The organism is Herbaspirillum sp. CF444, assembly GCF_000282135.1.
Lineage (GTDB): Bacteria > Pseudomonadota > Gammaproteobacteria > Burkholderiales > Burkholderiaceae_D > Herbaspirillum.
Window position 1 is genome coordinate 1 of record NZ_AKJW01000020.1, and the last position, 14,275, is coordinate 14,275.

The following is a 14,275-nucleotide window of genomic DNA, read 5'->3' on the forward strand; positions in this document are numbered from 1 at the left end:
GGCTGCCGTACCGCCGACGCTGGCGATCGCCGACGTCGCCATGGAAACGCAAACCGTGCAGCTCGCCATCTCGCCGATCGAAACGCCCGAAGGCAAGGACGCCTGGACCTTCCGCCTGCCGCAGTCGACCGCCGTCATGGCCGGCGGGGTGGTCGATCATATGAAGAAGCACGGCGTGAAGACCTTCGCCTTCCTCGGTTACTCCGACTCCTACGGCGAAAACTGGCTCAAGGAAACCGTCCGCCTGACCAAGCAGGCCGGCATCAACATGACCGTCGCCGAACGCTTCGGCCGCGCCGACACCAGCGTCACGGCGCAGGCGCTGCGCGTGGTCAGCTCCAATCCTGACGCGGTGCTGGTGGTGGCTTCCGGCAGCGGCGCGGCGATGCCGCACAAGGCGCTGATAGAGCGCGGTTACAAGGGCAAGATTTACCAGACCCACAGCGCCGCCTCGCGCGACCTGATCCGTCTCGGCGGCAAGGACGTCGAAGGCTCGTTCGTGGTGTCCGGCCCGGCCGTGGTGCCGGAAGCGCTGCCCGACAGCAATCCGTCGAAGAAGCTGGCGGCAGATTTCGTGACGCGCTATGAAAAGCAATACGGCGTCGGCACGCGCAACCTGTTCGCCGCGCACATCTACGACGCGCAACTGGTGCTGCAACGCGTGGTGCCGGAAGCGCTGAAGAAGGCCAAGCCGGGTACGCCCGCCTTCCGCGCCGCGCTGAAGGACGCGCTGGAAAACTCCGGCAACATCCAGATCTCGCAAGGCACGATGCATTACACCGCCAAGGATCACTTCGGCCTGGGCGACGACGCCCGCATCATGCTGACGATCCAGAACGGCAACTGGAAAGCGGCAGCGCCTTAAGCGAGTTTGTCGTTCCCGCGCAGGCGGGAATCCGCTGCCGTTTTCTGCCGTTCTGCGAGACACAAGACGACACTGGATCCCGGCTTTCGCCGGGACGACGCTGCCGGTAATTACGCCGACAAGATTTTCTGACCGTTCTCTCTTTGACTGTCTATTCATGGATTCTTCTATTGCCGCCATCCTGCTGCTCGATGGCCTGACCAACGGCATCGTCTACGGGCTCATTGCGATTGCCCTGGTGCTGGTGTTTGCGGTGACGCGCATCCTGTTCATTCCGCAGGGCGAGTTCGTCGCCTTCGGCGCGCTGACGCTGGCGATGCTGCAGCAAGGCATGGTGCCGGGTCCGGTATGGCTGCTGCTGTTGCTGGCCGTTTGCGCAACCGGCATGCAGGTTGCGGCGCTGCTGCGCAGCGGACAACGCGCCGGCATCGTGCGCTGTATCGTTAAAAATTTGTTCTTGCCCGTGTTGATTTCCGCGCTGGTGGCATGGGCTGCGCCGCAGCAGTTTGCGCTGCCGGTGCAGGTGGCGTTGACGCTGCTGCTGATCACCGCGCTCGGACCGCTGATGTATCAGGTGGTCTACGAATCGCTGGCCGACGCCAGCGTGCTGGTGCTGCTGATCGTCTCGGTCGGCATCCACCTGGCGATGACAGGACTGGGCCTGGTGTTCTTCGGCGCCGAAGGCTTCCGCACGCCGGCGTTCTGGGATAGCCGCTGGTCCTTCGGCGCGGTGACCTTGAGCGCGCAGACTGTCGTCGTGGTGCTTGCGGCGCTGGCGTTGCTGGTGGCGCTGTGGCTGTTCTCCGACCGCACGCTGTACGGCAAGGCCTTGCGCGCGACCGCCGTGAACCGGCTCGGCGCGCGTCTCATGGGAATCTCGACCACGCTCGCGGGCAAACTCAGCTTTGGCGTGGCCGCCTTCATCGGCGCATTGTCGGGCGTGCTGATCGGACCGATGAGCACCATCTTTTACGACTCCGGATTCCTGATCGGCCTCAAGGGCTTTGTCGCCGCCACCATCGGCGGGCTGGCGAGTTTTCCGCTGGCCGCCTGCGGCGCGCTGTTCGTCGGCTTGCTGGAATCCTTCAGCTCCTTCTGGGCCAGCGACTACAAGGAAGTGATCGTCTTCATGTCCCTGCTGCCGGTGCTGTTGTGGCGCTCGTTCGTCGCGCCGGCACATGACGAAGATGAGGAATAGGCCGGCCATGAACATCATGCAATCACAGAAAAAAATCCTCTCCCTCATTCTGTTGCTGGCGGTGGTACTGTTTCCGCTGTTGCCGACGCCGCAGTTCTGGATCATCCAGGCCAATTACATCGGACTGTATGCACTGGTCGCCATCGGCCTGGTGCTGCTGACCGGCATCGGCGGCATGACCTCGTTCGGCCAGGCGGCCTTCGTCGGCATCGGCGCTTACACCACCTCCTACCTGACCACCGCCTGCGCCGTGTCGCCCTGGCTGACGCTGCCGATCGGCTTGCTGATCACCGGCGTGTCAGCCTACGTGCTGGGACGCATCACGCTGCGCATGTCGGGCCACTACCTGCCGCTGGCGACGATCGCCTGGGGCATCAGCCTGTACTTCCTGTTCGGCAAGGTGGAGTGGCTGGGCAAATACGACGGCATCGCCGGCATCCCGGCCCTGCAATTGTTCGGCTTCGATCTCGCGCAGGAGCGCCATCTGTATTTCCTGATCTGGGCCATCGTGCTCGGCGCGACCTGGCTGGCGCTGAACCTGCTCGATTCGCGCGCGGGCCGCGCCATCCGCGCGCTCAAGGGCGGCCGCACCATGGCCGAAGCGATGGGTGTCGACACCGGCCGCTACAAGATCCTGATCTTCGTGCTGGCGGCTTTGCTGGCGTCGGTGTCGGGGTGGCTGTTCGCGCACATGCAGCGCACCGTCAATCCGTCGCCGTTCAGTTTATCGATGGGGATCGAGTATCTGTTCATCGTGGTGGTCGGCGGCATTGCGCATGTGTGGGGCGCATTGCTGGGCGCAGGCGTACTGAAATTGCTCGCCGATCAATTACAGGTGCTGTTGCCGGCCTTGCTCGGCAGCGGCGGCAACTATGAGAGCATCGTCTTCGGCGTGATCCTGATCCTGTTGCTGAAATATGCGCGCGGCGGATTGTGGCCGTGGCTCTGTTCGCTGGCTGCGCGCGTCATGCCGGCGACGAAGAAGCCCGTGCTGCAACCGTCGGCATCCGCCATCGGCCGACGCGATGTACCGGCGAGAGGAAGCCCGCTGTTGCAGGTCGAACAGATTTCCAAACGCTTCGGCGGACTGGTGGCGGTCAACGATGTCTCCTTCGGCGTCAAGGCGGGCGAGATCGTCGGCCTGATCGGTCCCAACGGCGCCGGCAAGTCGACCACCTTTAATCTCGTGACCGGCTTGCTGCACGCGTCCGGCGGCAGCGTGAGCTTCAACGCGGAGAACATCACCGGCCTGCAGTCGCGCGCCATCGCCATGCGCGGCATCGCCCGCACCTTCCAGCACGTCAAACTGTTGCCGAGCATGTCGGTGCTGGAGAACGTCGCCCTCGGCGCGCACCTGCGCAGCGAACAGGGCTTCGTGCGCAATACCCTCAACGCCATGCTGCATCTGGAACGCAAGGAAGAACAGGAACTGCTCAACGAAGCGGCGCGCGCCCTCACCCGTGTCGGCCTGCAGCATCTGATGCACGAACAAGCCGGCAATCTGGCGCTGGGCCAGCAACGCATCCTTGAGATCGCCCGCGCGCTGTGCTGCGATCCCCTGCTGCTGTTGCTCGATGAACCCGCCGCCGGCCTGCGCCATCTGGAAAAACAGGCACTCAGCAAGGTCCTGCAAGAACTGCGCGAAAGCGGCATGAGCATCCTGCTGGTGGAACACGACATGGAGTTCGTCATGCAACTGACCGATCACATCGTGGTGATGGAATTCGGCGCCAAGATTGCCGAAGGCACGCCGGAGCAGATCCAGCAGCATCCTGCCGTGATCGAAGCGTATCTGGGTGGAATCGAATGAAGGACCAAATGAACGGCGCATTGAATAATCCCTTGCTGGAAGTGAAACAGCTGCGCGCCAGCTACGGCAAGGTGCAGGCGTTGTACGACATCGACCTGAAGCTGGAGCACGGTAGCATCGCCACCGTGATCGGTCCCAACGGCGCCGGCAAGTCGACGCTGCTCAACGCCATCATGGGCGTGCTGCCGTCGCAGGGCGGCATCCGCTATCGCGGCCAGGCGGTCGAGCGCACCAGCCTGGAGCAGCGCGTGATGGCCGGCATTGCGCTGGTGCCGGAGCGGCGCGAATTGTTTTCCACCATGACGGTGGAAGACAACCTGCTGCTCGGCGGATTTCGCCGCGTGCGTCTCGGACATGCGCAACCGCTGGATCAGCTGGCGACGGTGTTCGAGCTGTTCCCCCGGCTGAAGGAAAGACGCACGCAATTGTCCGGCACGCTGTCGGGCGGCGAGCGCCAGATGCTCGCCATCGGCCGCGCCATGATGGCCAAGCCGGATTTGCTGATGCTCGACGAACCCAGTCTCGGCCTGGCGCCGCGCATCGTCAAAGAGATTTTTCAGATCGTGTCCGAGCTGCGCCAGACCGGCCTCGCGGTGCTGCTGATCGAACAGAATGCGCGCGCCGCCTTGCAGGTGGCAGACTATGGCTACGTGCTGGAGCTGGGGCAGATTTCCATGCAGGGCGAATCGGAGAAACTGGCGAACGACAGCCAGGTGATTCAGGCCTATCTGGGTTTTGGAAAACATTAGACATCAAACAAGGAGACGAAAAATGAAAAAAATCATTCTGCTGCTGCAATCACTGCTGCTCGCCGCCGGCCTGATGGCAGCGCTGGCAAATTCAGCGCACGCCGCCAGCGACGCCGACAGCAACACCATGAATCCGCCCAAACCCAACCTGACTTTCATGGCGCGCTTCTCGGTCGATCTGATCGCGCCGATCTGGGAATTGGGCAAGACCTCCGACCTCGGCAAGCGCCGCATCATCCCGATCACCGGCGGCAGCTTCAAGGGCCCGCTGATCAATGGCGAGATCCTCAACAACGGCGCCGACTGGCAGACCGTCACCGCCGACGGTCTGGCCATCATCGATACGCGTTACCTGCTGAAGATGGACGACGGCGAACTGGTCTACCTGCAAACACGCGGCGTGCGTTACGGTCCGCCCGAAGTCATGGCCGAAGTCGCCAAGGGCAAGCCGGTCGATCCCAGCAAGTACTACTTCCGCCTGTACATGAACTTCGAGACCGCATCCAAGAAGTACGACTGGCTCAACCGCGCCATGGGCGTGGGCTATGCGATGCGTCTGGGCAATGCGGTGGTGTACGACGCTTACTTGTTGAACTGATGTTGCTGAACTGATCCTGTCGCACTCATGAATTATCACCCGCCACTGCGCGACATGGAGTTCGTGCTCAACGATGTGCTGGATGCGCCGGCGCGACTGTCGGCGTTGACCGCGCATGCCGACGTCGATGCCGAGCTGATGAAGCAGGTGCTGGAACAAGCCGGCCGCTTCGCCGCCGAAGTGGTCGCGCCGCTCAATGCCGGGGGCGATCGCGAAGGCTGTCGTTTTGAAGACGGCAAGGTGCGGACGCCGACCGGTTTCGCAGCTGCGTACCGGCAATTCTGCGACGCCGGCTGGCCGGCGCTGGCCTGCGCGACGGAACACGGCGGGCAAGGTTTGCCGCATCTGCTCAACTGCGCGCTGTTCGAAATGCTGAGCGCCGCCAATCACGGCTGGACCATGTATCCCGGCCTGCTGCACGGCGCGTATGCCTGCCTCAGCGAACATGCGAGCGATGCGCTCAAGACACGGTATCTGGAAAAAATCGTCAGCGGCGAATGGCTGGCGACCATGTGCCTGACCGAAGCCCATGCCGGCAGCGACCTTGGCTTGCTGCGCACGCGCGCAGTCAGGCAGGACGACGACAGCTATCGCCTTAGCGGCGACAAGATTTTCATTTCCGGCGGCGAGCAGGATATAACGGACAACATCGTGCATCTGGTGCTGGCGCGCCTGCCCGATGCGCAGGCGGGCAGCAAGGGACTGTCGCTGTTTGTGGCGCCGAAATTTCTGCCCGACGGCACGCGCAATGCCATGCACTGCACCGGTATCGAACACAAGATGGGCATTCGCGGCAGCGCCACTTGCAGCATGCATTTCGAGAACGCCGCCGGCTGGCTGGTCGGCGCGGAAGGACGCGGCCTCGCGGCGATGTTCGTGATGATGAATTCGGCACGCCTGCATGTCGGCGCACAGGGATTGGGGATCGCCGAGGCGGCGTACCAACGCGCGCTGGCCTATGCGCGTGAACGCATGCAATCGCGTGCGCCGGCGCGAACATCAACGGGCCGCGCCGCCGATCCCATCGTCATGCAGCCGGCGGTGCAAAAGCTGCTGATGGCGCAACGCTGCCGCATCGAAGGCGGCCGCATGCTGGCGTACTGGAGCGGCTTGTTGCTGGATCTGGCCGAGCACGACGTCGACGCCGATCGGCGACGCCTGCATCACGAGCGGTTGGAATTCATCACGCCGGTGATCAAGGCCATGCTGACCGACAACGGTTTTCAAAGTACCAGCCAGGCCTTGCAAGTGTTCGGCGGACACGGCTATGTGACCGAAACCGGCCTCGAGCAGCATCTGCGCGATGTGCGCATCACGATGATTTACGAAGGAAGCAACGAAATTCAGGCCGTCGATTTCCTGCTGCGCAAGACGCTTGCAGACGGCGGACGCCGCATGACGGATTTCCTTGCGATGGTGGAGCAGGAGCTTGAACCGATGGCCACGGCCGATGACGCATTGACTGCGCAAGGACAGCAGCTTTTGCAATTGACGCACTATCTGAAAAAAACGACCCACGCCATTGCCGCAGCAAGCACCGCTGCATCGCAACTGCCCTACTTCGTCGCCGAGGAAATGCTGCGCCTGACCGGACACGCCGCGATGGCGTGGCTATGGCTGAAAGCGGCGCGCAGTGCGACGCAGAAACACCCGGCTGACCCGCAGTTCCATGGCGGCAAGCGCGACAGCGCATGCTATTATTTCGCCTTCCTGTTTCCGGAAGTGCAGCAGCTGTGCGGCGTCGTCGACGCCTGTCTGGCCGGCGGCGCACCGGCGATGCCATCCGATCTGACCCTACACGATGCTGCCTAAGAAGCCGGCCGAATTTGACCTGGAAGATGCCGACGCGGCAGACGCTGCGCCGCCGCTCGACCAGAGCGTCCTGCTGAGCCTGGTCGGCTACAACTGCCGGCGCGCCTACATCACGATCATGCCGCTGTTTGAAAAGCGCATGGCGAAGTTCGAACTGCGTCCGGTCGACTTCACGGTGCTGAGCCTGCTCAAGGCCAATCCCAACATCAATCAGAAGCGCCTGTCGAAGGCCATCAATGTCTCGCCGCCGAATCTGGCGACCTTGCTCGATCGCCTGGAACAGCGCGACCTGGTGATGCGCCAGCGCAATCCCCAGGATCGCCGCTCGCAAACGCTGGTGCTGACGGCGGCCGGCAAGAGCATGTGCGTCAAGGCGGAAAAGACCGCCGCCGAGCTCGAAGAAAAAGCCACCGAAGCGCTCAACGATGCCGAGCGTGCCCAGCTGATCACACTGCTGCAGAAGATTTTCATCTCCAGCCTCTGAACAAAAAAGCCGAAGTCATCGTCGTAATGCCGTTCCGTTACGCCCATTGTCATCTTTCATCGTTTACCGTCGTCCCAGCGAACACTGGGACCCAGTGTCGGGACAGCCGTCGATACGACGCTGGGTCCTGACTTTCGTCAGGACGACGGCGATATAAGCTTTAGCAAAAGAAAGGATGTTTCACGCTTAACCACTCGGCATTAACGTCGTCGGCTACAGCAAGAAATCAACGCAGGAAAATCAGCTCAGCGTAGCCTGGATTGGCGTGCGCTTGTTGATACTGCTTCAGTTCTTCGACGACTTGCGCGCGTGTCTTGGTCGACACCGGTGCAGACGCGATTGCCTTGTCAGGATACGTAGCGTCGTTGATCGGCAGTTCGCCGTTGGCGCGCGCCTGCTTCAGTTCTTCGATGACTTCGGCGCGGGTCTTGGTCGATGTCGATGCGGCAGCAATGGTCTTGTCCGGATACGACGCATCGTTGATCGGCAGTTCGCCATTGGCGCGCGCCTGCGCCAGTTCGGCGATCACTTCAGCGCGGGTCTTGGTGGAAACGAATTTGCTGTCTTCCGGATAGGGTGCTTCTGCCAGGGCGGCGCCTGCAAGGCTCAACATAAGGACGGCTGCGGAAATTTTCTTGATGTTCATGATTGACTCCAATGGGTGCTGCTGCAGCCGGACCTTCACGCGAAGGTCCTGTTTCATAACTGCGTTCACCATGGAGAGCATCTTATTTGTTGCAACAGCAAAGAAAAACCGGGATGCGAGCAATGCTCTATTTCGATTCCTGAAATAATGCTGCTTTTAACAAAATGAGAGAAATGCGAAGAAGACTGCGGAGATAGTGCTGCAAACCTTGCAATACAGGGCTTTCCGGCAAATTGGAACATTCGCGGTTACGCGATTATTGCTTCCGGGAAGCGCACTGCGATGATCCCGGAATCAAAACCTGCGTGCCTTCTTCATACCGAATGCCGCAACAATCGCGTGACGTACGAGGGGCCATCGGGCAAGCACGGCGACGGCCATTTGCACCGTCGACCGCGTGCAGGTTCAACTGCCCGCGCCGACGTTGTACTGCTTGAACATCGTCCAGATCGAGTTCTTGACCTGAAAGGTGGAGAAGCTCAGTTCGCGCAAATCGCCATGGGCATCGAAGGCGATATTGCCGCTCAGGCCGTTGTATTTGATCGCGTGCAAGGCGCCGGCGACCTTGCGCGGATTGGTGGTGCCGGCGCGCGCCACGGCCGCCGCCAGCACCTGCACCTGATCGTAGGCAACCGCGGAATAGGGGCCGATGGCGGTGTTGTAGCGCTGCTGGTAATTCTTCTCGAAACTCTCCATCTGCTTGCTCTTGCGCTGGTGAGAACCCGGCATGATGGACACCGTTCCTTCGGCGCCCGGTCCGGCCGTCTGCAAGAACATCGGTCCGACCACCGATGCCGCGGTGATCAGCGTGATGCCGGTGCCGAGGCGATACATGTTCTGCGCGAACATGGCGCTTTGCGATCCGAGGCCACCGAAGAAAATGGCATCGGCCTTGCCGGTGCGTATCGCTTTGAGGATGTCATTGAAATCGTAGGTCGTGGCGCTGACGGCATTGACGCTGACGACCTTGCCGCCCATCTTGGTGAAGGCGCTCTCGAACTTCTCCTTGTAGTCGCGGCCGAAGACGCTGTCGTCATGGACGATGGCGACGCGGGTCTTGTGCAACTCTTGCGCGGCGTAGACGGCAAGCACATGGGCGCGCTGCTCGTCATAGGCGGCGAAGCGAAACGCCGTGTCATGTCCCTGCTGGGTAAAGCGCCGCGTGCCGGAGACGGCGAAATGGGGAATGCCGGCTTTCTGGTAAATCTCCGATGAACTGACCGCCACCGCGCTGTTGAAAATACCGACGACGCCGACGACGCCGCTCTTGACGAAATACTTGGCGGCGATTTCGGCGATACGCGGGTTGGACTTGTCGTCCTGGACCACCAGCTTGAAGCTGAGTTTTTCCCCGTTGATGCGCAGATCGGCGCCATTGACGTCGTCAACCGCCAACTTGGCGGCGTTCAGCATGCTGGTCCCGCTGGCGCCGCTCAGACCGGTCAGCGGTCCTGCAAATCCGATGGAGACGATCTTTTCTGCCATTGCCGCCGGCGATGCCAGCAGCGCTGCCGCGGCCAGCAGCATGGCGCTGCGTTTGCCTGTCTTCTCCATGTGTCCCTGTCCTTGTCGACATCGCGCTGGTTTATTGATGAAATGCGTTCTGTATGCGCGACCCGGATAGTTATATCACCCGGGCAAGGGAAGCCATAAGGAGAAAATGAAGCATAAAAGCCGGTGATTTCGACCTCATCGCCGATGTTGCAGAATTGACATGGCGGCCTTGCATCGGCCGGCGCCAGGCTGGAATTCAGTTGCCGAAGAAAGGCAGCACTTTCGCCAGCAATGCCTCCGGCGCTTCTTCGGGAATATAGTGGCCGCAATCAAGCGCCCCGCCGTCGAGCCTGTCGGAGAAGCGCGCCCACTCCTTGAGCGGTTCGAAGCATTTTTCAATCACGCCCTGCTTGCCCCACAAGGCCAGCATCTCGCAGCGAATCTTGTTGCCGACGGCGAGATCATGGCGTTCATGCTCCAGATCGATGCCGGCGCTGGCGCGGTAGTCTTCGCAAATGCCGTGGATGGTGGCCGGATCGCGCAGGCAACGCAGGTACTCCGCATACGCTTCCGGCGTGAATGGCTTCAGCCCGGCGCTGCGACCGCCGATGGTGTGTTTCAGATAGTCTTCGGGATGCGCACCGAGCAAGGTCTCGGGAAACGGCGCCGGACGAATCAGGAAGAACCAGTGGTAATACGCGATGGCGAATTCCATGCTGGTCTGTTCATACATGGCCAGCGTCGGTGCGATGTCGAGTACGACCAGCTTGCGGACTGCGTCGGGATGATCGAGCGCCATGCGGTACGCCACGCGGCCGCCGCGATCATGTCCCATCAGCAGGAATTGCGGAAAACCCAGCGACGCCATCAGGTCGACCTGGTCCTGCCCCATGACGCGCTTGGCGTAGTTGCCGTGATCGGGCAGGCCGGCCGGCTTGCCGCTGTCGCCGTAACCGCGCAGATCGGCGGCGATGACGGTATAGCGTTCGGCCAGCTGCTGCGCCACCTTGTGCCAGATGACGTGCGTCTGCGGATGGCCGTGCAGCAACAGCAAAGCAGGGCCGGAACCGCCGCGAACGTAGTTGATGTGCGTGCCGTTGACGTCGGCGACGTGACACGTGAATCCTTCGAACATGGCTGCTCCTCTGATTACCGCCCGTTGCCGCATGCTGCCATGCAGGCGTTGGGACATGGACTGATTGTACGTCCACGGAGGCCGTTCATAATTCACTTACATGAAGTCTATTATTTAATTAAATTAAATAATGAACAAAGACCGGAGATGTCCGGGGTCGGCGCTGCCGGTCAGTTGTCGAGGTACTCGAATTCTTCTTCCGGCAACGCGCTCGAAGCCGGCTGCATCGCGCCGTCCTGGGAGCACAGCCGTGTCGTCACGCTCTTGCCGTGCCGTGTGATGACGCCGGCGCTGAACTCGGGATTATTGGGACCGTTGCCGAAACCGGTGCGCACGGTGCGCTCGAACAGGAAGTAATCATAGTCGCCGTTCTTGAAACGGATGCGCTCCTCGCCGCCGCCGGAATAGCCGGTCTCGCTCCTGAAGAATTTTCCGTTCGCCGGTTGCGGCGTGTCGGGGTAACTCAGTTCAATTTTTTGCGCGGTGCCGAAGCGGTATTGCAGTTTGCCGGCGTCGTCCTTGCCAGCGCCGGATGAACACAAGGACACTTGCTTGCCCTTGATCGTGCATTGGAACAGCGGTGTTTCGCCGGCATTGCAGAGGCTCTTTTCCGGCGCGGCGGCTGATGCAGCATCAGATAACAGCATGATGCAAGCAAGAGCAGAGAGGGCGGCGAGCAATTTTTTCATGGCGTCAATGAAGGTAGGGACAATGCCATGGAGTATATAGAAGCGTCGGCTTCACGCCTGCCAGACGCCATAGCCCGCCTCACGCAGGCCGATGGCCAGCTCGACCTCCATGTCGCGCGCGCCGTCGTAGGGCATGGGGTTATACATTTCGTAGAGCTTGGGCAGCAGGCGCAGGCCGTATTCGCGCACGAAGCGGTTGGACTGGATGCCGGCCTTGTGCTTGTCGAAACGCTGATCGACGTTCAGTCCGGTCATGCCGACATACACGCAGGGCTTGCCGGTGACGTAGTCGGGATTGGCTTTGCGAAAGCGCGCCTCGCAGAGCACGTCCGTCGACAGTTCGATGACGTAGACGGAATAGTGATAGCGGCGCGCCATGACAGACTCAGTGCGCAGCGCCTGCAGAGGACTTGCCTGGCACCGTCACCAGCAGCATGCCGGCCAGTGCGACGGCGAAGGCGGCAAGCTGGATCATGCTCAATGACTCGCCGAGCGCCAGCACGCCGACCAGTGCGGTGCTGACCGGCAGCATGACGGTGAACACCCCGGCGCGCGACGCGGGGATCGATTTGAGGCCGGTCATCCACAGCCACACGCTCCAGACGCTGGCGGCCAGCGCGTAGAACAGCAGCAGCAGCCAGATGCCTTTGTGCACGGCGCCGAAGTCGAAATGCAGCGCCGCATAAAAACCCATCGGCGTCATCAGGATCAGCCCCCACAGATTGATGATGGAGCTGATGCGCTTGGGGCTGAGGACGGCGGTGAGTTTCTTGCCGATGACGGCGTACGAGGCTTCGCACAACACGGCGGCGAACACCAGCAGATTGCCGAGCCAGGCCTGATGGGCTTGAACAGCGTCCGCACCGTCGAGTCCGGGCGCGTGCGGGTTCTTCGCCAGCGACAGCAAGCCGATGCCGAGCGCACCGCAAACCACCGCCAGCCAGACGCGCAGGCCGATGCGTTCGCGCAGGAAAATCCAGCTCATCACGGCGACGACTGCCGGCATCGCCGACAAAATAACCCCCGCGGAAACTGCCGTCGTCATCTTCACGCCACTGATCATGCAGATCGTGAACAGGAAGTTGCCGAGGAAAGATTCGAGGAACACCAGCAGGCGCGTGCGCGACGTCAGCGGCGCTTCCATGCCGGGCTTCTTCAGCCAGCGCATCATGGCGACGGCGCCGATGCCGAAACGCAGCCACGCCAGCAGGAACACCGGCAACGCCGCCGCCAGCGGTTTGGTGAGCGCGACGTAGGCGCCGACCATGGACATGCTCAGCGCAAGACAGACATAGGCCATCATGCGGCCGGGGGTGTAATTCATCGGATAGGGAGAGTGAAGTTGTGCTTTCCTGCGGGAAAGCCGGTCGTGCATTCTAATATGAAGGCGGCCTACAGGCAGCGACGCACGGAAAATTCACAGAAATCGCCAACTTGGTAAGAATTGTAAGCAAGTAATGCCAGGCCTTTCGCGGCGACCGAAATGCCCTATATTTGAATCGTGGCGACAAATCAGATGCGCCTCACCTGAAAGGACATCATCATGATCACCAAAAAAATTATTCCCGCCCTGCTCATCACTGCAGTACTGGCAGCGTCGGTATCGACTTCCGCTTCCGCGCATGACCGCGGCGGCAACAACGGCCTCGCCATCGCCGCCGGCATCATCGGCGCGGTCGCCATCGGCTCGATGATCGCCAACGCCAACTCGGGCCCGAGCTATGCGCCGCCGCCGCAACAGGTCTATCAACCCGCACCGCAGCCTGTGTATTACGAGGCGCCGCAGCAGGTCTACTATCAGCCGGCACCGGTTTATGTGCGTCCGGCTCCGGTGTATGTGGAACGTGAATATCGCGAACGTCCGGTCTATCATGAATACCGTCGCGAATACCGCGACGTGTACTACACCCGCTAAGCACCGACCGCGGCAAGTCGGCAAGCAAGTCAACACAACTCGGCAAGCAACACCACGGCCGGGGCGGCGGACAGAGCAATCTACCGCCGCCCCGGCCGTTTTCATTATTGCGCCGGGAAGAGCCGATCTTTCCCCATGCGCCCTTGTGCAATGGCAAACTGCTCCCAGATAGCCATGAACTCCAGGGAGAATTGCACATGAACGTTCTGATTTTCGGCGCCACCGGCATGATCGGCCAGGGCTTGCTGCGCGAATGCCTGCTCGACCCCGCGATCGCCTCGGTGCGCGTGGTCGGCCGTACGCCGGTCGGCGTGCAGCATCCCAAGCTGAGCGAATTGCTCCATGCCGACCTCTATCGCTACGATGCCGTGGAAGAGCAACTGCGCGGTTTCGACGCCTGCTTCTTCTGCCTCGGAGTTTCCGTGAGCGGCAAGACCGAAGCGCAATACACGCGCATCACCTACGACCTGACCATGGCGGCGGCGCAAACCTTGTGCCGGCTCAATCCCGGCATGCGCTTCATCTACATCTCCGGCGCCAGCACCGACAGCACCGGGCAAGGCAAGGTCATGTGGGCGCGCGTCAAGGGGAAAACCGAAAATGCCCTGCTGGCCCTGCCGTTCAAAGGCGCCTTCATGTTCCGTCCCGGCGCGATCCAGCCCATGCACGGCGAAGTGTCGAAGACGCCGGCCTATCGCTGGTTCTACACGCTGGCCGGTCCGCTGCTGTCGCTGGCGCGTGCGCTCTTTCCGCGCCATGTCACCACCACCGAACAACTGGCGCGCGCCATGATCAACGTTGCGCGGCACGGGCACGACAAACCCATCGTCCATAGCGCCGATATTGCCGGACTGGCATAACGGGATGGCAACTTACTTAT

Annotated in this window: 15 protein-coding genes; 9 read left to right on the plus strand and 6 right to left on the minus strand. The window is 61.5% G+C overall.

The genetic code is table 11. The features are described 5' to 3' along the window. The 7 genes from PMI16_RS05260 to PMI16_RS05290 form a co-directional block, all read left to right on the plus strand. Window positions 1–865: ABC transporter substrate-binding protein (locus PMI16_RS05260; RefSeq protein WP_007877152.1), on the plus strand; the 865-nt coding region annotated here is incomplete at its 5' end. Between the two features lie 157 nt (window positions 866–1,022). Continuing rightward, a complete protein-coding gene (locus PMI16_RS05265) occupies window positions 1,023–2,063 on the plus strand; it encodes a branched-chain amino acid ABC transporter permease (RefSeq protein WP_007877154.1) in 1,041 nt (346 codons plus the stop codon). A gap of 7 nt (window positions 2,064–2,070) precedes the next feature. Continuing rightward, on the plus strand, window positions 2,071–3,873 hold the full coding sequence (locus tag PMI16_RS05270) for a branched-chain amino acid ABC transporter ATP-binding protein/permease (RefSeq protein ID WP_007877156.1): 1,803 nt from the start codon (window positions 2,071–2,073) through the stop codon (window positions 3,871–3,873). Next, on the plus strand, window positions 3,870–4,622 hold the full coding sequence (locus PMI16_RS05275) for an ABC transporter ATP-binding protein (RefSeq protein ID WP_007877157.1): 753 nt from the start codon (window positions 3,870–3,872) through the stop codon (window positions 4,620–4,622). Before PMI16_RS05270 ends, PMI16_RS05275 begins: the two co-directional genes overlap by 4 nt. 22 nt (window positions 4,623–4,644) lie before the next feature. Further along, window positions 4,645–5,220 carry a DUF3237 domain-containing protein gene (locus PMI16_RS05280; protein WP_007877160.1) on the plus strand — a complete coding sequence of 192 codons (576 nt, stop codon included), beginning with the start codon at window positions 4,645–4,647 and terminating at the stop codon, window positions 5,218–5,220. Window positions 5,221–5,247: 27 nt separating this feature from the next. Next, complete coding sequence (locus tag PMI16_RS05285; RefSeq protein ID WP_007877161.1) at window positions 5,248–7,032, plus strand: acyl-CoA dehydrogenase; 1,785 nt, start codon at window positions 5,248–5,250, stop codon at window positions 7,030–7,032. Further along, on the plus strand, window positions 7,022–7,516 hold the full coding sequence (locus PMI16_RS05290; protein WP_007877162.1) for a MarR family winged helix-turn-helix transcriptional regulator: 495 nt from the start codon (window positions 7,022–7,024) through the stop codon (window positions 7,514–7,516). Before PMI16_RS05285 ends, PMI16_RS05290 begins: the two co-directional genes overlap by 11 nt. Window positions 7,517–7,742: 226 nt before the next feature. Here the strand turns inward: PMI16_RS05290 and PMI16_RS05295 are convergent, their stop codons facing one another. The 6 genes from PMI16_RS05295 to PMI16_RS05320 all read right to left on the minus strand — a co-directional run bounded on the left by PMI16_RS05295 (window position 7,743) and on the right by PMI16_RS05320 (window position 12,804). Further along, on the minus strand, window positions 7,743–8,162 hold the full coding sequence (locus PMI16_RS05295) for a DUF4148 domain-containing protein (RefSeq protein WP_007877163.1): 420 nt from the start codon (window positions 8,160–8,162) through the stop codon (window positions 7,743–7,745). 405 nt (window positions 8,163–8,567) lie between these two features. Next, entirely contained in the window at window positions 8,568–9,716 is a 1,149-nt protein-coding gene (locus PMI16_RS05300; RefSeq protein WP_007877164.1) for a branched-chain amino acid ABC transporter substrate-binding protein, read from the minus strand. 196 nt (window positions 9,717–9,912) lie between these two features. Then, window positions 9,913–10,791, minus strand: a complete 879-nt coding sequence (locus tag PMI16_RS05305) for an alpha/beta fold hydrolase (protein WP_007877166.1) — start codon at window positions 10,789–10,791, stop codon at window positions 9,913–9,915. 170 nt (window positions 10,792–10,961) lie between these two features. Then, window positions 10,962–11,438 carry a hypothetical protein gene (locus PMI16_RS24950; protein WP_051994591.1) on the minus strand — a complete coding sequence of 159 codons (477 nt, stop codon included), beginning with the start codon at window positions 11,436–11,438 and terminating at the stop codon, window positions 10,962–10,964. Window positions 11,439–11,531: 93 nt separating this feature from the next. Then, entirely contained in the window at window positions 11,532–11,858 is a 327-nt protein-coding gene (locus tag PMI16_RS05315) for a hypothetical protein (protein WP_007877175.1), read from the minus strand. Between the two features lie 7 nt (window positions 11,859–11,865). Beyond that, entirely contained in the window at window positions 11,866–12,804 is a 939-nt protein-coding gene (locus PMI16_RS05320) for a DMT family transporter (protein WP_007877177.1), read from the minus strand. 219 nt (window positions 12,805–13,023) lie between these two features. On the opposite strand from PMI16_RS05320, the gene PMI16_RS05325 reads away from it, so the two are divergent. Continuing rightward, window positions 13,024–13,395 (plus strand): hypothetical protein, encoded by a 372-nt coding sequence (locus PMI16_RS05325; protein WP_007877179.1) that lies wholly within the window; start codon window positions 13,024–13,026, stop codon window positions 13,393–13,395. Between the two features lie 197 nt (window positions 13,396–13,592). Then, a complete protein-coding gene (locus PMI16_RS05330) occupies window positions 13,593–14,255 on the plus strand; it encodes an NAD(P)H-binding protein (RefSeq protein WP_007877181.1) in 663 nt (220 codons plus the stop codon). Window positions 14,256–14,275: the final 20 nt, after the last annotated feature.

Excerpts from the sequence above, each read along its gene's own strand:
- PMI16_RS05305 (WP_007877166.1), bottom strand. The coding sequence starts at position 10,791 with ATGTTCGAAGGATTCACGTGTCACGTCGCCGACGTCAACGGCACGCAC.
- PMI16_RS05265 (WP_007877154.1), top strand. The coding sequence starts at position 1,023 with ATGGATTCTTCTATTGCCGCCATCCTGCTGCTCGATGGCCTGACCAAC.
- PMI16_RS05295 (WP_007877163.1), bottom strand. The coding sequence starts at position 8,162 with ATGAACATCAAGAAAATTTCCGCAGCCGTCCTTATGTTGAGCCTTGCA.
- PMI16_RS05275 (WP_007877157.1), top strand. The coding sequence starts at position 3,870 with ATGAAGGACCAAATGAACGGCGCATTGAATAATCCCTTGCTGGAAGTG.
- PMI16_RS05300 (WP_007877164.1), bottom strand. The coding sequence starts at position 9,716 with ATGGAGAAGACAGGCAAACGCAGCGCCATGCTGCTGGCCGCGGCAGCG.
- PMI16_RS05285 (WP_007877161.1), top strand. The coding sequence starts at position 5,248 with ATGAATTATCACCCGCCACTGCGCGACATGGAGTTCGTGCTCAACGAT.
- PMI16_RS24950 (WP_051994591.1), bottom strand. The coding sequence starts at position 11,438 with ATGCTGTTATCTGATGCTGCATCAGCCGCCGCGCCGGAAAAGAGCCTC.
- PMI16_RS05320 (WP_007877177.1), bottom strand. The coding sequence starts at position 12,804 with ATGAATTACACCCCCGGCCGCATGATGGCCTATGTCTGTCTTGCGCTG.
- PMI16_RS05290 (WP_007877162.1), top strand. The coding sequence starts at position 7,022 with ATGCTGCCTAAGAAGCCGGCCGAATTTGACCTGGAAGATGCCGACGCG.
- PMI16_RS05325 (WP_007877179.1), top strand. The coding sequence starts at position 13,024 with ATGATCACCAAAAAAATTATTCCCGCCCTGCTCATCACTGCAGTACTG.
- PMI16_RS05330 (WP_007877181.1), top strand. The coding sequence starts at position 13,593 with ATGAACGTTCTGATTTTCGGCGCCACCGGCATGATCGGCCAGGGCTTG.
- PMI16_RS05280 (WP_007877160.1), top strand. The coding sequence starts at position 4,645 with ATGAAAAAAATCATTCTGCTGCTGCAATCACTGCTGCTCGCCGCCGGC.
- PMI16_RS05315 (WP_007877175.1), bottom strand. The coding sequence starts at position 11,858 with ATGGCGCGCCGCTATCACTATTCCGTCTACGTCATCGAACTGTCGACG.
- PMI16_RS05270 (WP_007877156.1), top strand. The coding sequence starts at position 2,071 with ATGAACATCATGCAATCACAGAAAAAAATCCTCTCCCTCATTCTGTTG.